This window comes from Streptomyces sp. NPDC002790 (genome assembly GCF_040295505.1).
In the GTDB taxonomy this organism is placed as follows: Bacteria; Actinomycetota; Actinomycetes; order Streptomycetales; family Streptomycetaceae; genus Streptomyces.
Genome location: NZ_JBEOVM010000016.1, coordinates 57,901 through 76,510, shown reverse-complemented (window position 1 = coordinate 76,510; position 18,610 = coordinate 57,901). Strand labels below are relative to the sequence as shown.

The following is an 18,610-nucleotide window of genomic DNA, read 5'->3' as shown; positions in this document are numbered from 1 at the left end:
GGGAACCCCGATGACCGCTGGGAGAGGACGAGGTCCGGCGGGAGCCGCGGGCGACGACCGGACGGGCGCCGAAAGCGACGACCCGACGGGCGCCGAGAGCGACAGCCCGACGGGCGCCGAGAGCGAGGGGCCGACGGGCGCCGAGAGCGACAGCCCGACGGGCGCCGAGAGCGAGGGGCCGACGGGCACCGTGAGCGACGACCCGGCGACCGCCGAAAGCGACAGCCCAACAAGCACCGAGAGCGACGCACCGACGGGCACCGTGAGCGGCGGGCCAACGGGCGCCGAAAGCGACGGGCCGACGGGCGCCGAGAGCGGTGGGCCGGCGACCGCGCTCCTCGACATCCGCGGTCTGCGGGTCACCCTCCCCGTGGGCGGCGTCGACCGCCCGGTCATCCACCGGGTCGACCTCTCCGTACCGGCCGGCTCGGCGCTCGGCCTCGTCGGGGAGTCCGGTTCCGGCAAGTCGCTCACCGCGCGCTCCGTGCTCCGACTGCTGCCACCGGGCGCCCGCGTCGAGGGCGATGTGCTCGTCGACGGCGTGTCCGTACCGGCGATGGGCGCGGGCGAACTGCGGGCGCTGCGGGCCAAGGACGTCGCGATGATCCACCAGGACCCGCGCGCCCACATCAACCCGGTCCGCACGGTCGGCGACTTCCTCACCGAGGGCCTGATCGCCCACGGCACCCGGCCGCGCGAGGCCACCGCAACGGTGACCGGGCTGCTGCGGGACGTCGGGATCCCCGACGCGGAGCGCCGGCTGCGGCAGCGTCCGCCGGAGCTGTCCGGGGGGCTGCTCCAGCGGGTGATGATCGCGGCGGCGCTCGCCGGCGGCCCCCGGCTGCTGGTGGCGGACGAGCCGACCACGGCGCTCGACGTCACGACGCAGTCCGAGGTGATGGCGATCATCGACGAGGCCCGCGCCGCCCGCGGTCTCGCCCTGCTGTTCATCACGCACGACCTGGCGCTCGCGGCCGCCGTGTGCGACCGGATCGCCGTGATGTACGCGGGCTCCGTGGTGGAGGAGCTTCCCGGCGACCGGTTGCACACGTCGTCCCGCCATCCGTACACCCGGGCGCTGCTCGCCTCCCGCCCCGCGCCGGGCGCGGACGCGCGGGAGCTGCGGGCCGTGCCCGGCCGCCCGTTGTCCGCGTTCGAGGCCGGGCCGGGGTGCGCGTTCGCGCCGCGCTGCCCCGCGGCCCGCGACCTGTGCCGCGCGCAGAGCCCACAGCCGCGCCCCGTCGGCGACGGTCTCGCCGCCTGCCACTACCCCGTGGAGCCCGCCGATGCCCTCGACGCCTGAACCGGCCCGCCCTCAAGGGCCCTACGTGCTGGAAGTCAGCGGTCTGCGCAAGGAGTTCGGCGAGCTCGTCGCCGTCGAGGACGTCGACCTGACGCTGGCGCCGGGCGGCTCGCTGGCTGTCGTGGGCGAGTCGGGGTCCGGCAAGACGACCACCGCCCGGATGGTCGCCGGTCTGGAACGCCCGACGGCCGGGACCGTCCGCCTCGCCGGACGCGAACGCCACGGCCCACCCCGCCGGACGGCCCAGCGGCGCCGGGCCGCCCGCGAGATCCAGATGGTCTTCCAGGACCCATATGCCTCCCTGGACCGCCGCCAACGCGTTCGCGACTGCCTCGCCGAGGTTCTCGCGCTCCACACGGACCTGCGCGGTTCGGCCCTGGACCGACGCGTGGCGGGGCTCCTGGAACAGGTGGGCCTCGACGACCGACAGGCCGCCTCCCGGCCCCACGCCCTGTCCGGCGGCCAACGCCAACGCGTGGCAATCGCAAGGGCGTTGGCGGTAGCGCCCCAAATCCTCGTCCTCGACGAGGCGGTCGCCGCGCTCGACGTCTCCGTGCAGGCACAGATCCTCACGCTGCTCCGCGAGATCCGCCAACGGACCTCGGTGGCCTACCTGTTCATCACCCACGACCTGGGCATCGTCCAGCACGTATGCGACGACATCGCCGTCATGCACCGGGGCCGCATCGTCGAACGCGGCCCCACCCGCACGGTACTGGCCGAGCCCACGGCGACGTACACCCGCACGCTGCTCGACTCGGTCCCGCGCCCGGGCTGGCGCCCGAGCCGCAGCCGCGCGACCTCAACACCGCTCCACTGACGAGAGGTTCACACCCCATGACCACCGCTCCATCCCCCACCACCCCCCGCCTCTCCTACGCCTTCGAGATCCGCGCCGAGGTCACCGAACCCCTGCACATCGGCCACGGCGCCGGCGAACGCACGGACTTCACCCCGATCACCGGCGGCACCGTACGCGGCCCACGCCTGAGCGGCACGGTGCTGTCCGGCGGCGGCGACTGGTCGAACACCCGCGGCGGCGTCTGCGAGCTGGAGGCCCGCTACCTGCTGCGGGCCGACGACGGTGCCGTCATCGACATCGTCAACCGCGGCTACTACGTGGAGGATTCCGGCTACTTCCGCACGGCGCCGACGTTCCGCACCGACACCCCCGCCCACCTCTGGCTCACCCGCACGGTCTTCGTCGGCCTCGCACGCGACGAAGGCAACCCAGAGGACGGGGTCACCATCGCCATCCGCTGCTACAGCGTGGACTGAGCACCGGGCCCGGCGCCGACACCTTCGCTCACGCCGAGGGAGTGACGTCAGGTTCGACGGGCGTACGAGCCGAGCCGCTCGGCGAACTCGCCTACGAGGTCGCTGAGTTCGGCGGGCCGCTCGACGACGAACGGCCGGTCGAGCGAGGCCAGCACGGGTGGCAGCCAGTCGAGCCGCTGCGCCCGCAGCTCGACGCGCCGCCAACACTCTTCGACCTCCGTCTCATCCAACACCGCGACACTCGCGGGGAGTCGACCCCGGATCTGCTCAACGGTTCCGTGAATCCGCAGGGTCACCTCGTACCGGTACGGGGCCGTGGCAAGCCCGGTCAGCACGCGCTGCGCCGGTTCGGGCCCGTCGCCCTCCTCGGGCGCCTCGAAGGTACCCGGCAGCGACCGCGCGTCCACGATCCGGTCGAGCCGAAGAGTCCGGTCCTCACCGAGCCCGGCATCCCGCCCGGTGACGTACCACCGCCCCACGTGGGCGACGATCCCGTACGGATGGAGCGTGCGCTCGCTGCGCCGCCCCTCCCCGTCGACGTACCGGATCGAGACCGGCCGACGGTGGCGCACCGCGTCGGCGACGGTGAGCAGCACCCCGGCGTCCGGGGCGGGGGCCTGCTCGCCGGGCCGGTCCGTGAAGGAGAGCGAGTCCAGGAGCGTGTCGAGCCGCCGGGCGAGCGGCTTGGGCAGCACCCGCCGGATCTTCGCCGCGGCCGTCTCGCTCGCCGTGCTCCCCGCCGCCGTCAGCCCCGCCCGCCGACCGGCGATCAGGCCGAGCAGCACGGCCAGCGCCTCGTCGTCGCCCAGCATCAGCGGGGGCAGCCGGTGACCGGGACCGATCCGGTACCCGCCGTAGCGGCCGCGCACCGACTCCACGGGCACGTCGAGGTCGACGAGGTGGTCGACGTACCGCCGCACGGTACGCCCGTCGACGCCGAGCCGGTCGGCGAGTTCGGCGACGGTCCGGGTGCCGCCCGACTGCAACAACTCGAGGAGGGTGAGCACGCGCCCTGCGGGTCGGGACATGCTCGAACACTAACGCGGATACCGGACCGATTCTGTCCCCTATTTCCCCTAGCCTGCGAAGCACTCGACCCCGCCCAGACTCAGGGAGCCCCACCCCATGGACTTCGTATCGATCCGCATCATCACGGCCGACGTCGCACGCCTCGTCGAGTTCTACGAGCGGGCCACGGGCGTGCAGGCGACGTGGGCGACCGAGGACTTCGCCGAACTCCGCACACCGGCCGCCACACTCGCGATCGCCAGTACCCGCACGGTCCCGCTGTTCGCCCCGGACTCGGCCCGCCCGGCGGCCAACCACAGCGTGATCACCGAGTTCCTCGTCGCCGACGTGGACCGCACCCACAAGGACCTGACCGGCTACGTCACGGACTTCGTCACCGAGCCCACCACCATGCCCTGGGGCAACCGCTCCCTCCTCTTCCGCGACCCCGACGGCAACCTGGTCAACTTCTTCACGCCGGTCACGGCGGAGGCGGTCGAGAAGTTCGGGCGGTGACGTCGGTACCGGCCGCGACAGCCGTCGAAGCGCTCAGCCAGGGATGCGGCGCCTTCGCCCCGGTCGGCGCGGGAGGAGCCGTCGTGGTCGGGGTCATCGTGTTCCGTTCTGTTCGCGGCCGACCGGGGCAGGGGCGTCCGAGCGCCCCTGCCCCAGCTGTTGCCGCAGCTGTCACCCGGTGGTGGCGCGCCGGCGGGGCGCCGTGACCGCCGGGGCGAGGACGGTCACGAGGACCACTGCGGCGAGGACCCAGAACGCCCGGTTCTGCTGGCCGTGATGGGAGGTGGTGGCCAGCGTCGCGGTCAGGGCCGCGATGCCGTTCACGCCGGCCGCCGAACCGAGGTTGCGCAGCATCGTCGCGGCCGAGGTGGCCACGCCCAACTGCTCGGGCGGCGACTGGTCCTGGATGAGGGCGAGCGTCGTGGCCGTGACGGCTCCGGTGCCGAGCCCCGCGGTCACGCCGGCCAGCCAGGCGAGTTCGCCTGTGGCGCTGAGCACGGCGCTGATCAGCAGGGCGACCGCGCCCGCCAACAGCAAGGGCCGATAGCCGTGTTTGGCCACTGTCGCGCCGGTGACGGCGCTTCCGGCGACCCAGCCGAGTGCGGCCAGGCCGACGACCACGGCGATCCGAGTGGTCGAGGTGCCGGAGGCGGCGAGCCGTACGGGCAGCACGGTGACCGTCGCGTACATCACGACGCACGCGCCGACGGTGGCCAGGGCCGCGCCCGCCGAGGGGGTCCGGGCGAGGATCCGGCGCGGTACGAGGCCGCCGCCGAAGCGGCGCACCAGGACCAGCGCCACGATGCCCGCGAGTGCGGCGAGGGCGCCGCCGATCGTACCGAGGCCGAGTTCGCCGCCCTGCAATCCGACCAGGACGAGCGCCGAACCGCCGGTGACCAGCAGGTACTCCCCCGCCGGGAAGCCGGAGCCCGGTGCCCGTGCCGGTGCCCGTGCCCCCGAGGTGGCCTGCCGCTTGGGCAGGGCGAACAGGACGGCCAGGACGACGAAGGCGCACAGGGGCACGTTCAGGAAGAACACCCAGCGCCAGCCCCAGACCTCGGTGACGGCCGCGCCGACGACGGGGCCGAGGACGGCGGCCACGCCCCAGACCGTGCTCAGCATCGACTGGGCCTTGGCGCGCCGCTCGGCTCCGAAGACCCGGCCCACGATCACGTAACTGGAGACGACGATCGCGCCGGCGGCCAGGCCGTGCAGCACGCGGGCGGCGACCAGCACGCCGAACGAACCCGCGACCCCGGCGAGCACGGAGGCGCCGAGGAAGACCAGCGTCGAGCCGACGGCGAGGATTCGATCGTCGAGCCGGTCGGCGACCCACCCCGCCAGCGGGGTGCCCGCCACCTGCGCCAGCATGAACCCGGATACCAGCCAGGCGTATCCGCCGCCCGAGCCGCCGCCGACGTCGGACAGGACGCTGGGCAGCACGGTGCCCATGACGGTGGCGTCCATCGCGGCCAGGAGCAGGGCGAGCACAGCCGCGGCGACCGCGACCCTGCCCCCGGCCACAGCCGGACGGGCAGGTGCGACGGTGCCCGAACCGACGGCCGCGGACGTCACGACGCGCTCCCCAATGTGCTCAGCGCCTTCGTCGGCGCCGCGACGGCCGCGGCGTGCACGCGGCCGACACCGGAGAACTCCGTGATGAGTCCCGCCAGTTCGTCGTCGAGGATCTCGTCGACGCTGTGGAGCGTGCCGTCGTCGGCGAAGACCTTCCGCCCGAACGCCTTCGTCATCTCCAACTGCACGGCGGCCGCCGGGTTGCCGGTGACGAAGTCGACGTCGAGGAGCTGCCGGGTGCGGGCTTCGAAGGTCGCGGCGAGGGTGCGGTTCAGTTCCTCGATCTGGTCGAGGAGTGCCCGTACGCGCTGCTGCTGCTCGGCGGTGAGCGCCGGGTGGATCAGCTTCATCGCCACGTGGTCGATCTTCACGTGCCGGGCCTCGTCGAGGCCGTGCGTGTGCAGGAGGCGGGTGAAGAAGCGGGTCCGGTCGGGGTCGAGCGCGTCGGTGCGGTGCTCGAACACGGTGATCACGGACTCCCCGACGTAGGCCGAGCAGCACAGCGCGACCAGCTTGACGTAGGGGTGGTCGTCGGTGCGGAAGACGTCGAGGCGCTCGTCGAAGAGGGCCTTTTCCACGCGGGGTTCGGCGCCGGACAGGGCACGCACGTACCGGTAGAAGGTGTTGGCGTGCTGGATCTCCTCGGCGGCGAAGCAGGAGAGGGCGTGGTGGAGTTCGTGCCCGAGGTTGATGGGGTCGCGCAGGTCGTGCAGCTCTCCCATCACCATGGCCATGACAGTACTGACGTGGCGTTCGATCTCGGCGAGCTGCGCCAGCTCCTTGGTGAGGTAGGCGACGGCCTCGGTCTCGTGACCGGTCTCCCCGTACGCGACGACGGAGGCGAACTCGCGCTCGGCCCGCGTGCCGGCCTCGCTCCAGTCGAAGGCGCCCGGGTGGAAGGTGTTGATGTGCGCGAGCCGGGTCACCGAGGCCAGCTCGGTGCGGACGGCCTCCGCGATGCCGTCGAACTGGTCAGACCTGGTCATTCTCGAACTCCTTGTAGCCGTCCTGCAGCCCGATGGAGATGTCCCGCAGCCGCACCCAGCCCTGGGCGACGAACTCGCTGTCCCGCAGCTTCTCGATGAAGTAGTAGTAGGTCTTGATGTCGTCGGTCTCGACGAACAGGAAGTCGGAGTAGTCCGTGGCGAACGCCTCGGCGTCGAAGTGCCGGACGGACATCCGGTCCGCGAAGGGCCCGACGATCTCCTTCTGGAAGACCTCTTCCTTCTCACCCCGCTGCTCGCGGCTCAGACGCAGCCAGGAGGTGTCGAACTCGTAGCGGATGACGATGCCGTACTTCATGGGTCAGCTCCTGGCGTAGCTCTGGGCGTTGAGGATGGTGCGCTCGGGGTCGGTGATCGCCCGGCGGCCGTGCATGACACGGGTGTTGTCGATGAGGACGATGTCGCCGTCCTCCCACTGGATCTCCTCGGTGACCTTCTCGGAGACCTCGGTGTACTCGGCGATCACGTCGTCGGGTATCGGCGAGCCGTCGGCGAAGCGGATCTCGGGCGCCTCGTAGTTGAACGAGGGGCCGAGGATGCTGTTGGCCCACGCGGTGCGCGCGGACGTACGGGTCGGATGGGCGGCGCCCACGCGGTACTCGTAGGTCAGCGAGCCGTCGGCGGCCTCGGTGAAGACGGCGTCGGCGCCCTGGTTGGACACGGCGCGGAGGTGGTCGACGGTCATGTCGTCCGGGTCGGCGTCGGGGCCGGTGAGGTGGGCGGCGAGCCGCTGCCACATGGTCCGCGGGACATTGCTGCGGGCGTACGTCACCGGGTTGCCGGCGAAGACCTTCCTGGCCCGCTCGGACAGCGCGTCCCAGACCCGGAAGCCGTCGCAGACGGTCGTCTCGGAGCCGGACGCGGCGGCCTTGACGCAGTGGAACCAGAGCAGGTCGGGGGCGAAGGGCGTGGCCCCGTTCTCCAGGTGCAGGCCGATCGGGTCGTGTCCGGAGTCGACCTTCTGCGCGGCGTTGCCGTGGAAGGCGCGGGCCGGGTCGAGGGTGGTGCGGGAGCTGTAGCGGCGCACCAGTTCGTTGAACTCCTCGACGCCCGGGGCGAATCCGCGGATGAGGAGGTGGCCGGTGTCGGCGAGCAGGCCGTCGAGGCCCGCCTGGTACAGCTCGGTGAAGTCGGCGTCGATGCCGGTGGGCGTGATCATCATGCCGTCGCCGTCGCCGATGCTGGTCAGGCGCAGCGTGTTCTGGGCAACTGTCATGGCTGGGTCCCCGTTCGTGTGCAGGTCAGATGTTGTGGTCGTCCCGGTGGCCGTACTCGCTCGTGACCGCGATCAGGTCGTCGAAGAGCTTCTGGCGTCGCGGCCGGCCGGTGACGGTGAAGTACGTGCGGCGGAAGTCGCTGCTGTCGGCCACCACGAAGAAGCGCTCGGGCCGGTCGGTCTCCGCCAGGTGCCGTTCGGCGTACGCGCGTGCCTGCCGCCGCACCTCCTCGACCAGGCCGGCGTCGAAGGCCTCGCCGGTGATCAGCAGGGCCGAGAGGTGCTCAAGGCCCTCGCCGAACACCACGGCGTCCACCACCGAGGGGCAGCTGCGCAGGCTGCCCTCGACCCACTCGGGCGAGACGTTGCGGCCGTGACTGGTGATGATCACGTTCTTCAGCCGGCCGAGGATGCGGATGAAGCCGTCCTCGTCGATCTCGCCGCGGTCCCCGGTGTGCAGCCAGCCGTCCTCGTCGACGGGGCGGCTGGTCGGGTCCTCGACGGTGTATCCGGCGAACAGCGACGTCGACCTCACCAGCAGCTCCCCGTCCTCGGAGAGCCGGACCTCGCAGTGCGGCAGCGGCCTGCCGACCGTTCCGGGTCGCCAGTGCTCGGGGGTGTTCCACGAGACGACCGAACTGTTCTCGGACAGCCCGTACCCCTCGTGCACCCGCAACCCGGCCGCGTCCAGGCGCAGTTGAGCCGCTACGTCGACGGGCGCGCCGCCCGCCATCAGGAACGGCCGCACACCCTCGCCGAGCACGGGGCCCGCCTCGGCGCCCCGCACCGCCTTGTCGAGGGCGCTCACCGCGGCCGGCGGCAGCACGGCGGCGGTCGGCCGCGCGGCGCGCATCCAGGTGACCACGTCGTCGGCACGTGATCCCGCCGTGCCGAGCAGCGCGGTGTCCTCGGGCAGCAGGATCATCCGGCCGCCGTTGATGATCGGCAGGTAGACCGCGGTGACCTGCTCGATGAGCAGGCTGAACGGCACCAGAGAGAGATAGCGGGCGTACACCCCGTCGGGCGAGACGGAGTCGAGGGAGACGAGCAACGCCTCGAGCGCCTTCGACCGGATCTTCACGCCCTTGGGCGCACCGGTCGTCCCCGAGGTGTGGATGACCTTGATGATCCGCTCGTCCGGTGGCAGCCGGAGGTCCTCCGGCTGGGCCACCCGGTTCCCGGCGCCGCTGTCCGCCGCGATCGGCAGCACGGTGACGGCGCCGTCCAGGCCCCATTCGGCGAGCTTGCTGACCCCGGCCTCGTCGGCGAGGCAGAGCCGCACCTCTTTCAGCAGCGAGGCGGCCTGCTCGCCGGAGAACGCCAGCGGCACCGGCACCTCGACATACCCGCCGAGCAGCAGCGCGAGATCGGCGGCGACCCATTCCGGGCCGTTGCCCGCGACGACGCCGATCGTGGCGCCGGCGTCGGCGCCGAGATCGGCGAGCAGCCGCCGGATCTGCCCGCTCCAGCCCGCGAGATCCCCGTACGTGAAGAGGTCGGCGACCGAGCCGTCGGCGGCGAGCCTCTCGACGAGGACGTGGTCACGCCGCTCGGGTGCGTACAGACCGTCGTGGATCTTCCTCATCGGGCACCCGCCCCCTGCACGGCGAGCGGTGCCTCCTGCGCCCAGGTCACGGCGAGGTGATAGCCGGACTCGGCCTCACGGTTGATGCCGGCGTCGAACGCCCGCAGGTCGATGAACCCGGCCACGGGCTTCGTGTCGTAGTACGAGCCCCAGTTGCCCTGCTGCTCCGGTGGCAGCGCGTCCTCGCGGGCCTCAGCGAGGCCGGTGAACCGCAGTCCGATCCGCGCCAGGGTGCGGGCGAGCGGCTGGGTGACGGTGCACAGCAGGTAGGAGGCGCCGTTGCACCAGCACAGTGCGGGCACCATGCCGATGAGCTTCAGGCCCGCGCCGGGCTCGCTGGAGGCCAGCGGTCCGACCTCGACAAGACCGGCCGGCTCGCATGCGGTGCGCGTGTACTGGGATATGGCGCTGCCGACCTCGTCTCCCAGGTAGTTCTCGATGAGGAGGCTGCGTTCCCCTCCGTACGTCAGTCCCGCACAGGCCAGCGGGACGACATCCGATCCGCTGCCCGCCCCCTCGCCCTCGTCCGAGCACAGGGCGATGAAGCTGTCCGGTGACGGTGCGATCCGTGCGTCGTAGTCCCGTGCGTAGCGCTCCCGGGCCAGATCGACACACGCGTGCCACAGAGCACTTCCGCGGCGAGCGATGTTGATGCGCATTGCCCCTCCGTTCCGCATCACGGCCCGACCGATCGGCCGGGCGCTCCATCAACTTATGACGAGTCGTCGATTTTTGACAACTGGTTCAAGGTCGATGTCGATGAACGGAGTGTGAATGCCGAAATGCGGAACGAGGCAACCCGCTTCCCCCGCGGGGCGCGTTGCCTACTCAGAGCGACTATCAGAGGTCTACTGTGCGGCGATCGCGTCGACGATGCCTGCCACCTCGCGCGACAGCCGCGCCACGTCGTCGGCGGCGAGACGCTCCCAACCCAGGCCGCCGACCATGGAGGTCATCACCTTCAGGCGGGCGTCGCGATCCTCGTCGCCGGCCCACAGGAAGCGCCGCGAGAGCAGGTGCATGGCCGCGTAGCCCAGGATGTAGGCGCGCAGGGCGTCCACCGCGACGGCCGCTTCCACATCGGCGTTCTCGAAGGAGCCCTCGGCGACGGAGCGCTCCACGGCGTACCCCACCACCTGCGACATCTGCGCCTCGACCAGGTCACGCCGCTTGAGCCGCTGCTCGGAGGCAACCTTGCAGACGGCGTCGGTGCGCGCCGTGATGCTGCACTCGAACAGCACCGGAGCCACCTCGGCGTGCCGCAGATAGGCGAGCGCCATGCCGTACACGGAGCGCACCCCGTCCCAGGGCAGATCGGCGATCGCCTGGAAGTAGCGCAGCTGGCGGCGCGCACTCTCCGCGGAGAGCTCGATGAGCAGGTCTTCCCTGCAGGTGAAGTGGTTGTAGACGGTGCCCTTGGAGTAGCCGGCCTCGTCGGCCAGCTTCCCCAGCGTCAGATTGTGGAAGCCGTCGCGACACACCATGTCGAGCGCGACATCCACCAGCTTCCGGTCACGCTCCGCAACTTCCTGCGCCTTACGTTGAGTCGTTCGCATGGACGCATTATGCGTGACCAATCGTCAAAGTTCGACAGTTGGTCAATGCAGGGTCAAGATTCTTTGGCCAGATACTGAAGCTCGACGCGCGGCAGGTCAGGCGTCCTTCTTGACCGGCTCCAGGATCGCCACGCACTCCACGTGGTGCGTCATCGGGAAGATGTGTAGTTGGCAATTCACAAGAGAACATGCAGGTCAGGAGCCATCGTCCCCCTGCGCAGGAGGGCCCTCGTGCGTCATACGTGCGTCACGCGATTCCCTCGCACGCACGTGCGGACCACGCCGAACCGGCCTACAAGTGAGCTTCTTGGCCCCAGCTGCAGCAGCACGAAGCCCTGCTGGTTCGAGTGAACCAGCAGGGCTGACGAAGTATCAAGGTTTACGGTCACCGTGCTCCGGCCATAGACAGAGCTGTCTCGGTTGGCACGACGAGCTGCGACTCGAGGCGCGTCCATGCGCCAAGCACCGCTTCGTGTGCATCGGGCGCCAGGTGGGCATATCGCTGTGTCGTCTGATAACTCTCGTGCCCCAGAAGGTGTTGAACCTCGTATAGGGACACGCCTTTTTGCACGAGCCACGACGCGCACGTGTGACGCATGGAGTGCGGTGGATAATCGGGCACATGCCGCGCCCTGCCGGCATCATCAAGAAAGAGAGCCTCGCGGACAGCAGGCCACCACGTCTGACGCCGCCAATTCCCGTCGTCGAGCAACCGTCCAGATCTCCCCTTGGTGACGGTAGTAAAGACGACATCACCACGGTCTTTCCCGTGCACGTGGCGCGACAGGGATTCTAGTACGTGGCCCGGCAAGGGGACTTCCCGACGACTCTTTGCAGTCTTGGGATACTCCTTGATACCCGACTTCGTGTTGACCTCGACGACGAACAGCCGTGACCTCGCCCAGTCAATCCTCTTCCCATGGAGACCGGACAACTCGCCCCACCGGAGACCGGTATAGAAACCCAACAGGGCCATGGTCTGCCACGGTTGCGCTAGCTCATCGAGGATCGCTTGGGCCTGGCTAAGCGTGAACCATTCCGGAGGCTTGACAACTTCCGGCGGCAAGTCAATGCGTCGGCACGGCGTAACTGCAATAAGATCTTCATCGACTGCAGCTTGCATAAGAGAGTGCACGAGGTTGTACGAACGGCGGATCGCCGACGCGCCCTTTTTCTCGTGGATCAGCTTGCGAACCCACGCCTGCACGTCAATGCGGCCTATCGCCCGCATCTCCCAGTCCGCCCAATACGGCATGACATGGTTGCGTATAGAGGAAGCATCCCCGCGCAGGGTATGCGGTTCGACAACACGCGCATCCCACCAGCGATCATGCCATTCACGGAATTTGATCTTCCCGCCACGCGGGTCCCGGTGCACGCGCCGCCGATACTGGGCTTCACGCTCATTCCCCCAGTCCCGTGCTTGATCCTTGAGTGGGAACGTCTCAGTGTCTCGACTGCCCGTCGGTGTCCATACGGTCGCTTGCCACTTCCCCGACGGAAGTTTACGCAGGTATGCCATATTTCCCTTTCTCAACTCACTTAAGATCTGCACGCATTGGGCTCATCGCCCGAGTGACGGAGAGGGGGAAGTGCAAGTGCGTCGCTCCACAAGAGCCTTCACGTCGCTTCCGGAGACTCGCACGCGAGAGCGCTCGGTACCCGTACGCAGATCGATCGCTGAGAGCTCCCCTAGGGCTATGTACCGATACACCGAACGTCGACTTACGCCCAATATTTCCGCAACGCTCTGTATCGATAGCAATTTTTCGCACACAGCAGGCTCCGATGGGTAGGGCAGGACAACCTCAGTCCGCAGCGATCCACCGCCAAGTAGTCGGTGCGAACTCCCTAAACCATCCGGAGAATCCCCGGTTTCGGTAACCGGGGATCGTCGCCTATATTGCGCCCCCCTCGTCGAGGGCTACGAGGCCAGCCGGTAGGACCTGAGTGCAGGGTGCACGTCGTCGACCAAGGCCACCAGCCCGTCGTCGGTGAGGCGACTGAGATTGCGGTCCACGACACGTTCAGGGGTGCCTACGGCTCGGGCGATGGCACGTGCCTCGGCACCTGGGTGGGCCGCGACGTAGGCGAGTACCGCCAGGTCTTGGCCATGTCCGCGCTGCACCAAGTCCTCGCCGAATAGGCCGGCGGCGCAGACACAAAGACACAAGGCCGTGGAGAGGGCGGCGTAGTCCGCATTCGTCTGGGCACTCCAGGCGTTCATGGCGCCGAGCGCCATGAGGATCGGAGCGGTGACACGGGCGGATCGGAGTGCGGCGTTCGGCAGGTGGGTCTCCTTGCTAGGGCCATGGCGCGAGACGTGAGACGGGGGGCCAGCGTTGGCACGCTGGCGCCCGGACCACTGAGAACGTCTCTGACCTGGTGTTTTCCGGGGAGCTTGTACGTTGACATGTCTCCGGAAGTGGTTCCAGTCCTCTGAGGATCTTTCTCGTCTGCCATGGGCGAATCCGTCCATGGGCCTGCGACGGTGTGACCCGGCTACCTCAGCGGGAGGAGGCGTCCGGCGCCTTCGGCGCGGAGCCGCTGCACCACCTCGTCGATCAGAGCCTGGTCATCGCCAACGGGGCGGCTGGCCGTCACGTTCCCCGCAGGTCCGCTGTCCAGATCGAACACCGCTACGGTGAATTGCACTTGGGATCCGGCCTCGTCATACATGGCATGTACGAAGCAAGCCGTGTGGCAGTCGCCGCGCAGCTCGCCAAAGACGCCTCGCTCGACACGAAGCAGGCGTTGGGCGTGTCGAGGTTGCCACGTAGCGGGCGGACGGTGAGTTGAGGGAACGGGTACGGAGCTGGGCTGCGCGGCGAGCAGCGATTGTGCCGACCACCGATTCTGGCGGCATCTCGCGAAGGGGCGTCGGGTCGGCTCCGGTCGGCAGGGCCGTCGCCGAACCGAGGCGGCCCGGCACAGTGTGCGCACGCCGAGTATTCGACCGCGGCGGTCTCCTGCAGGCTCCTCCCTGTCCGATCAGGCGGGGGTCCGATCCAGAAGAAGGGAATCCAAGAGGGCAGCGGTGGCGGCGGGCTTCGTGGTGTGGTGCACCGTGCGGATGCCCAGGGCTTCGGCGGGAGGCAGATTCTCCGCGTGATCGTCTACGAACACGCACTCTGGGCCGGTCAGCTCCAGAGCGTCGAGCGTCCGCTGATAGATGAGCGAGGACGGCTTCCGCACGCCTTCCAGCTCCGAGAGGATCACAGCATCGAAGAAGTCCGTCCAGATGCCCTTGTCCTCGTACGGGTTGTACGGCTCGATGCCGAACGAATTGCTGAGCATGGCCACCTTGATACCAGCCGCGCGAGCGCGCTTCGCTGCAGCAACGATCTCGGGCTGCGGTTGCAGGTTGGCCAGCGCTCGCCGCATCAGGTCGGTGGAGTCGATACCGAGGATGCCGCCGATGACGTGGTTCCAGTCCTCCTGCGTGGCCTCCCCGACTTCAAGCGCGGCGTAGATGGCAACGCCGTCGGGATGTTCGTTCAGGGCTGCGAAGTAGGCACCGGGAGTCAGCCCCTCCGACCTCTCAAATGCCTGCCCGTTCAGTCTCATGCGGGTCGTAAGTACACCGCCGAAGTCGAGAATCAGGCCACGGTATGGGGCGGTCAAAGCGGCCTCCTTGCCGATCTGCTCATACGTGTACGCGGTCCCCTGGCCGTCGAGCGGCCAGGGGACCGTTGAGTGCCCTCCCCAGGGGGAGAGACCACCAGTATCGCCTCTGCCCGCAGCGCCCGGGCATACGCTTGACACGAGTGCCCTGTCCCCTACGACGGAGGGTCAACCCGTGACATATGACGGTGAGTTGTTCAGCATCGGGCAGAGGATCAAGTGGTGGCGCGAGCGCCGAGGGATGTCCCAGAAGATGCTGGGGGACCTTATCGGCAGGTCAGAGAACTGGGTCTACAAGATCGAAAATGACCGGATGCCTCTGGATCGGCTTCCGATCCTGATCGCGCTCAGTAAGACGCTGCGGTGCAGCCTGGAGGAACTGACCGGCGGCTACGTGTCTGGAATCGCCACCGACGGTGTCGAGCACGAGCACGTCCCGCTCATCCGGCAGGCGCTGTCCCTGCCCACGTCGCTGCTTCCGCTGCGCATCAGCTCGATTAGCGCAGATGACTTCGAGGCGTCTGTCACCGATGCCTGGAAGGTCTACGAGACGCAAGCCGACGACCGCTACCGCGATGTGGGTGCACGGCTGCCCGGCCTGCTGCGCCAGGGCCATGCTGCACTGCGCGATGCCTCGGCAGAACAGGAGGGCGCCGTCCTCCGACAGCTGATCAGCCTTTACGGCCTGCAACAGATTTGGCTGCGCCGCGTCGGCGAACCGACCCTGGCACGCATCGCGGCCGACCGGGGACTCGCCCTCGCGGACAATGCCGGCGACCCGGCCCTGCTGGCGGCGGCAGCCTGGAACCTGGCCTGCGTCCTCACCTCCGCGGGAGATGTGGACGACAGCTACGAGCTGGCCCAACAGACCATCGCCCAGTGCCGCCCGGATGACGACTCCGGGCCCGAGCACTGGTCCGCGTACGGCGCGCTGCATCTGCAAGGTGCCGTCGCCGCAGTACGCGCCACCAAGGGCCCGCGGGCCTGGGATCTGTACCGCGGTGCGGAACAGGCCGTGCAGCGCGTCGGCGCAGACCTCAACCACTGGCACACGTGCTTCGGACCGACCAACTTCGCCATGCACGAGGTGCACTTGAAGGCGGAGGAAGGCGACACCAGCGAAGCGCTCCGAGCGGCCGACCACGTCCAGGTCAACCCCGAAGTTCCGCTCGAACGTCGAACCCGGTATCTGATCGAGGTGATGAACCTCAACCGGATTCAACGCGACGACTACGCGACGGTTCACATCCTCGGCAAGCTGCTAAAGCAGTCGCCGGAGGAGATCGTATTCTCTCCGCTGGTGAGGGAGGCCGTGGCTGACCTGCTAAAGCGCGAGAAGCCGATGTGGCGCGAAGACCTCCGCGCCGTTGCTGCGCACATCGGGCTCGCAGCTTAGGCATATGCCATCCAACCCTGAGCGTTACTCAGCCCTGATTTTTCCTCAGGGGTGAGCCGCCGAACTGGCCCTACGTTTACGGGTCATGACGACGAGTCACACGAAGAAGGACCCTGGTGCGGCGCCCCTTGTGCCTGCCAAGCGTCACCTCCGCCTCGTCCGCGAGGCCGAGGTGAAGCCGACGGAGGCCGGCCGCTTCGCGGTTCCCCTCGACCTGCGCGAGGGGGCCGCGGAGGCCGCCACGATCCCCCTGGTCCTGACAGCCGATGACGCGGTTGCTCTGCACACCAAGCTCGGCGCTCTCTTCCCCATCGAGGAGGAGGCCCGATGACCACACGGACCCCCGCAGACCGAGAGCGCCGCCGCAATCTGGCCGACGCTTCCATCACCCCCCTCCCCGCCCTGAGCGGCGTGCTCAGGCGAGTCCCGGCTCAGCGGCACCGGTCGCGCGGCCTGGTGTCCTCGCTCAGTGCCTCGAACCCCACGAACAACGGGGATGCTCGGAACGGAACGGAGCGTTGAACGCCCCGGCGCCGCAGCGCCTGACCGCAGTCGGCGACGGCGGCCTGGTCGAGGAACAATTCCCGATCACCAGGCGCCGGCCGGGCGAACTCCTCTCTCGCATAGACGGGTTGCGCGTCGCCGCCATGAGGCGCCTGACTCGGCACCGCCTCGTCTCCTGTGGTCTGGCCTGTGTCGCCGACGACGCCACGCTGGTCGTTTCGGAGCTGATCACCAACGCGATCAACCACAGCGGCGGTCAGCGGGTCAGCTTGACCCTTGGAGTCCGCGATGGCGTCCTGCGAATCCGAGTGCACGATGGCGTAGCCGACTCCTGGCTCACCACCATGCGGAACCCGATCGACGACGACGAGAACGGCCGCGGTCTGGCCGTCGTCCGAGGGATCGCGCGCAGCCGAGAAGGCACGTGGGGCGTCAGCGATGGCGGTGCCACCACGTGGTGCGAACTGAACTTGGCGGCGTGCTGATGTTGGACATCGCCGCGCCGACGCCGTCGTTCGCCGTCTCCTTGTGCCCGGCCGCCGAGGCGTACGACTTCGAATACTTCCGTGACCGACTCGCCGTGCCCGCAATCGTCAACAAAGCCGTTGCCGTCCGTATCTTCCGGGCACCCCTGCTCGCCGTGCCGGTCGGCGGCCCGCGCCTCGGCGGATACATGTCCTTCGACCTGCTGACGCTGGCCATGTCCATCCGCGACCTGCTCGACAACCAGCCCGGCTTCCCGAACCTCCGCGTCCGCTGGTCGCCGTACCGCGACACCTGCCACACGGTCGAGTGGGGAGCCCCCGCACCCGACTGGTGGGAGGACGACACAGTATTCGGCCGCTTCTACGGCTACAGCGAAGACGCCATCGCCGCCTTTGTGCGGCAGCACCCGCGGACACCCTTTTCAGCCATCTCCGAAGCGTGCTCCCCCACGACCTCGTAGCCGACTGAAGAGAGATCAACTTTCCCGCCCCGCACCCGAGAGGACGAGCACCATGTGTGCGCATACCCCGCCGTGTCCCACGGCTGACGCTCCCGACAGGGAGGCCGCGCACCTCGTCGCGCACCGCCCGGAACAAGGCTGGAGCCTGCTCTGCAACGGCGTCCTGCTCTTCGAGGACACCGGTGAGCTCCTGCCCAACGGCCTGGTCATCAGCCCGCACCGGGTGATGGCGGCGTGAGCACGCTCGGCAGGCCGGATGTGAACAGGAGTTGTGTCGTGCGTCTTCCGATGGCTGCCCGCCGGGCCTCCCGTCGACTCTTTGCCCCTGGCAAGCCGGTTGGGGCCAGCCTCGAGCCGGGCCCGCAGCGTGATCCGTCGGCAGCTGCGTTGGAGACGGTGGCGCTCGTGTTGGACGAGGCCGCCCCACTGCCGGAGAGTGCTGACGACGTGGAGGAACTCGCACAGCGCCTTCGCGGTCACATCAGCCAACTCGGGCTCGTGGTCCCGCCGGGAGCGTCCGGGCTGCGCAGCGCGCAGCAGCTCGCCTCCGCGGGTGTCCCGGACGGCTACATGCCCAGCAGGGTGCATCTGGTCAAGCTGGCCGAGGCAACCCAGGCGCTTGTCGCAACCGTGCAAGCTCACGGTGTTGACCTCGCGAAGCCCACGCGGAGACGGCGTTGGCGGAGCCGGGGATCAGCGTGCTGCGCGGCTCGGTCTTCGCGGTTGCGTTCGCCTGTTTGATTCTGGCCGCGTCGGTGCCCCGGCCATGACCGTCACGGGGGCAGTTCTCATCGCGCTGATTCTCGGCCCCATGGCGTGGCTGATCCTGCGCGGTGGTCGAGCAGCCGGCCGAGCCGCTCCGCTGAGCGAGGTCTCAACAACACGGCAGAGCGAATCTGCTGTCGGCGCGGCCCTCCCTTCACCGAGGCACGGTGAGTGCAGTCGGCGGGACGGAAGTAGAACGGAAGTAGAACGGCCGTTGATTGGCCGCGAGTTGGCTGAGCGTCACGCTCAAATCGTCCCCCCCAGGCCGCGCCAGACGTTTCACAACCCGACGCCACAGCACGCTTAGCCGGCCCACCCACTGACGAGGATTCAC

22 protein-coding genes are annotated in these 18,610 nt (G+C 69.1%); 11 read left to right on the top strand and 11 right to left on the bottom strand.

The genetic code is table 11. The features are described from left to right. Window positions 1–10: 10 nt before the first annotated feature. From ABT004_RS11305 to ABT004_RS11295, 3 genes are read left to right on the top strand one after another with little or no spacing between them, the layout of a single operon-like run. Complete coding sequence (locus ABT004_RS11305; RefSeq protein WP_351334226.1) at window positions 11–1,303, top strand: ABC transporter ATP-binding protein; 1,293 nt, start codon at window positions 11–13, stop codon at window positions 1,301–1,303. Then, window positions 1,287–2,123, top strand: a complete 837-nt coding sequence (locus ABT004_RS11300) for an ABC transporter ATP-binding protein (protein WP_351334223.1) — start codon at window positions 1,287–1,289, stop codon at window positions 2,121–2,123. The genes ABT004_RS11305 and ABT004_RS11300 overlap by 17 nt, the downstream gene beginning before the upstream one ends. Before the next feature lie 17 nt (window positions 2,124–2,140). After that, window positions 2,141–2,581 (top strand): DUF3237 domain-containing protein, encoded by a 441-nt coding sequence (locus ABT004_RS11295; RefSeq protein WP_351334220.1) that lies wholly within the window; start codon window positions 2,141–2,143, stop codon window positions 2,579–2,581. 47 nt (window positions 2,582–2,628) lie between these two features. Here the strand turns inward: ABT004_RS11295 and ABT004_RS11290 are convergent, their stop codons facing one another. Then, on the bottom strand, window positions 2,629–3,609 hold the full coding sequence (locus ABT004_RS11290; protein ID WP_351334217.1) for a helix-turn-helix transcriptional regulator: 981 nt from the start codon (window positions 3,607–3,609) through the stop codon (window positions 2,629–2,631). Window positions 3,610–3,706: 97 nt separating this feature from the next. Here ABT004_RS11290 and ABT004_RS11285 point away from each other — a divergent pair, with 97 nt between their 5' ends. Further along, entirely contained in the window at window positions 3,707–4,105 is a 399-nt protein-coding gene (locus ABT004_RS11285) for a VOC family protein (protein WP_351334216.1), read from the top strand. A gap of 171 nt (window positions 4,106–4,276) precedes the next feature. Here the strand turns inward: ABT004_RS11285 and ABT004_RS11280 are convergent, their stop codons facing one another. The 9 genes from ABT004_RS11280 to ABT004_RS11240 form a co-directional block, all read right to left on the bottom strand. Continuing rightward, window positions 4,277–5,680, bottom strand: a complete 1,404-nt coding sequence (locus ABT004_RS11280) for an MFS transporter (RefSeq protein WP_351334213.1) — start codon at window positions 5,678–5,680, stop codon at window positions 4,277–4,279. Continuing rightward, entirely contained in the window at window positions 5,677–6,666 is a 990-nt protein-coding gene (locus tag ABT004_RS11275; RefSeq protein ID WP_351334210.1) for a hypothetical protein, read from the bottom strand. The genes ABT004_RS11280 and ABT004_RS11275 overlap by 4 nt, the downstream gene beginning before the upstream one ends. Beyond that, a complete protein-coding gene (locus tag ABT004_RS11270) occupies window positions 6,653–6,982 on the bottom strand; it encodes a hypothetical protein (protein ID WP_351334208.1) in 330 nt (109 codons plus the stop codon). Before ABT004_RS11270 ends, ABT004_RS11275 begins: the two co-directional genes overlap by 14 nt. A 3-nt stretch (window positions 6,983–6,985) precedes the next feature. Further along, on the bottom strand, window positions 6,986–7,900 hold the full coding sequence (locus ABT004_RS11265; protein ID WP_351334206.1) for a TauD/TfdA family dioxygenase: 915 nt from the start codon (window positions 7,898–7,900) through the stop codon (window positions 6,986–6,988). Between the two features lie 25 nt (window positions 7,901–7,925). Beyond that, entirely contained in the window at window positions 7,926–9,485 is a 1,560-nt protein-coding gene (locus ABT004_RS11260; RefSeq protein WP_351334203.1) for an AMP-binding protein, read from the bottom strand. Then, window positions 9,482–10,144: a thermostable hemolysin gene (locus ABT004_RS11255; protein WP_351334200.1), complete on the bottom strand. Its 663-nt coding sequence runs from the start codon at window positions 10,142–10,144 to the stop codon at window positions 9,482–9,484. Before ABT004_RS11255 ends, ABT004_RS11260 begins: the two co-directional genes overlap by 4 nt. Window positions 10,145–10,333: 189 nt before the next feature. Continuing rightward, window positions 10,334–11,041 carry a TetR/AcrR family transcriptional regulator gene (locus tag ABT004_RS11250; protein ID WP_351334198.1) on the bottom strand — a complete coding sequence of 236 codons (708 nt, stop codon included), beginning with the start codon at window positions 11,039–11,041 and terminating at the stop codon, window positions 10,334–10,336. Between the two features lie 385 nt (window positions 11,042–11,426). Then, entirely contained in the window at window positions 11,427–12,563 is a 1,137-nt protein-coding gene (locus ABT004_RS11245) for a tyrosine-type recombinase/integrase (RefSeq protein WP_351334195.1), read from the bottom strand. 42 nt (window positions 12,564–12,605) lie between these two features. Further along, entirely contained in the window at window positions 12,606–12,818 is a 213-nt protein-coding gene (locus ABT004_RS11240; RefSeq protein ID WP_351334192.1) for a helix-turn-helix domain-containing protein, read from the bottom strand. A 180-nt stretch (window positions 12,819–12,998) separates the two neighbouring features. Here ABT004_RS11240 and ABT004_RS11235 point away from each other — a divergent pair, with 180 nt between their 5' ends. Continuing rightward, window positions 12,999–13,187, top strand: a complete 189-nt coding sequence (locus tag ABT004_RS11235; RefSeq protein WP_351334190.1) for a hypothetical protein — start codon at window positions 12,999–13,001, stop codon at window positions 13,185–13,187. A gap of 845 nt (window positions 13,188–14,032) precedes the next feature. Here ABT004_RS11235 and ABT004_RS11230 read toward each other — a convergent pair. Further along, entirely contained in the window at window positions 14,033–14,665 is a 633-nt protein-coding gene (locus ABT004_RS11230; protein ID WP_351334188.1) for an HAD-IA family hydrolase, read from the bottom strand. A gap of 175 nt (window positions 14,666–14,840) precedes the next feature. Here ABT004_RS11230 and ABT004_RS11225 point away from each other — a divergent pair, with 175 nt between their 5' ends. The 6 genes from ABT004_RS11225 (at window position 14,841) to ABT004_RS11200 (ending at window position 18,252) form a co-directional block, all read left to right on the top strand. Continuing rightward, the gene (locus tag ABT004_RS11225; RefSeq protein WP_351334186.1) at window positions 14,841–16,061 is read left to right on the top strand and encodes a helix-turn-helix domain-containing protein; all 1,221 of its coding nucleotides are present in this window, start codon (window positions 14,841–14,843) and stop codon (window positions 16,059–16,061) included. An 85-nt stretch (window positions 16,062–16,146) separates the two neighbouring features. After that, window positions 16,147–16,392, top strand: a complete 246-nt coding sequence (locus ABT004_RS11220; RefSeq protein ID WP_351334183.1) for a hypothetical protein — start codon at window positions 16,147–16,149, stop codon at window positions 16,390–16,392. 187 nt (window positions 16,393–16,579) lie between these two features. Next, complete coding sequence (locus ABT004_RS11215; RefSeq protein ID WP_351334180.1) at window positions 16,580–17,050, top strand: ATP-binding protein; 471 nt, start codon at window positions 16,580–16,582, stop codon at window positions 17,048–17,050. Continuing rightward, entirely contained in the window at window positions 17,050–17,511 is a 462-nt protein-coding gene (locus tag ABT004_RS11210) for a DUF6302 family protein (protein ID WP_351334284.1), read from the top strand. Before ABT004_RS11215 ends, ABT004_RS11210 begins: the two co-directional genes overlap by 1 nt. 52 nt (window positions 17,512–17,563) lie before the next feature. Continuing rightward, window positions 17,564–17,749, top strand: a complete 186-nt coding sequence (locus ABT004_RS11205) for a DUF5999 family protein (protein ID WP_351334177.1) — start codon at window positions 17,564–17,566, stop codon at window positions 17,747–17,749. A gap of 50 nt (window positions 17,750–17,799) precedes the next feature. Continuing rightward, on the top strand, window positions 17,800–18,252 hold the full coding sequence (locus tag ABT004_RS11200; RefSeq protein WP_351334281.1) for a DUF6415 family natural product biosynthesis protein: 453 nt from the start codon (window positions 17,800–17,802) through the stop codon (window positions 18,250–18,252). Window positions 18,253–18,610: the final 358 nt, after the last annotated feature.